Origin of the sequence: Phytopseudomonas punonensis, assembly GCF_900142655.1 — a bacterium.
Taxonomy (GTDB): Bacteria; Pseudomonadota; Gammaproteobacteria; order Pseudomonadales; family Pseudomonadaceae; genus Aquipseudomonas; species Aquipseudomonas punonensis.
Window position 1 is genome coordinate 1 of the sequence record NZ_FRBQ01000020.1, and the last position, 1,231, is coordinate 1,231.

Sequence of the window (1,231 nt, forward strand, 5' to 3'; positions counted from 1 at the left end):
TGAATCGCCCCTAGTTTCGTAGACACCTCCAAGCCTCATAATGAGGCCCACTAGGAGGTGCCATGAGCAACCAGCGTTACCCCGAAGAATTCAAAATCGAAGCGGTCAAGCAAGTGACCGAGCGTGGCCTTCCTGTAGCCGAAGTGGCAGCGCGGTTAGGTATGTCGGTGCACAGCCTGTATGCCTGGATCAAGCGCTACAGCAAGCCGCAGGAAAAGCGGCAGCAAGAGGACGATCAGCAGGCCGAACTGCGTCGTCTGCGTGCTGAGCTCAAGCGAGTGACCGAAGAGCGAGACATCCTAAAAAAGGCCGCCGCGTACTTTGCCAAGGAGTCCGGCTGAAGTACGCCTTCATCAGCAAGCTGTCGGTGGAGTATCCGGTTCGGCGTCTCTGCGAAACCCTCAAAGTGCATCCCAGCGGTTACTACGCTTGGCTATCCGAGCCTAAGTCCGTACGCGCCAAGGAAGATCAGCGTCTGCTCGGGCTGATCAAGCATGCGTGGCTGGAAAGTGGTGGTGTCTACGGCTACCGAAAGATCCACGACGACCTGCGTGAGCTGGGTGAGTCTTGTGGTCGTCACCGCGTGGCCCGCCTGATGAGGTTGGAGAAGCTGCGCTCGCAGACTGGCTATCGTCGGCGTCCTGGCTATTGCGGCGGCAAGCCGACAGTAGCCTCGCCCAATCGCCTGGAGAGACAGTTCAAGGTCGCAGAACCCAATAAGGTCTGGGTCACTGACATCACCTACATTCGCACCTATGAAGGCTGGCTGTACTTGGCAGTGGTGCTGGATCTGTTTTCACGCCAGGTGGTCGGCTGGTCGATGAAGCCACGGATGTGCAGCGATCTAGCGATTGATGCCTTACTGATGGCGGTGTGGCGGCGCAAACCCAAGCAGGAAGTGATGATCCACTCAGACCAGGGCAGTCAGTTCAGTAGCCTGGACTGGCAAAGTTTCCTCAAGGCCAACAACCTGATTAGCAGCATGAGCCGACGCGGTAACTGTCACGACAACGCCGTGGCAGAAAGCTTTTTCCAATTGCTGAAGCGAGAACGCATCAGACGGAAAACCTACGGCACCCGTGAAGAAGCACGCGCTGATGTGTTCGATTACATCGAGATGTTTTATAACCCTAAACGCCGGCACAGCAGCGCTATGCAGCTATCGCCAGTGGATTTTGAAAAGCGCTATTTCCAGAGCTTGGAAAGTGTCTAGGAAAGCCGGGGCGATTCA

At 56.3% G+C, this 1,231-nt stretch carries 1 protein-coding gene; it reads left to right on the plus strand.

Going from position 1 to position 1,231, the window contains the following annotated elements:
• The first annotated feature begins 62 nt into the window (after positions 1 to 62).
• Positions 63 to 1,213, plus strand: a protein-coding gene (locus BUC40_RS22485) for an IS3 family transposase (protein WP_139272231.1) whose coding sequence is annotated in 2 segments (ribosomal slippage) — positions 63 to 300 and positions 300 to 1,213 — 1,152 coding nt in all. Because the reading frame shifts where the segments join, the coding sequence is not laid out codon by codon here.
• Positions 1,214 to 1,231: the final 18 nt, after the last annotated feature.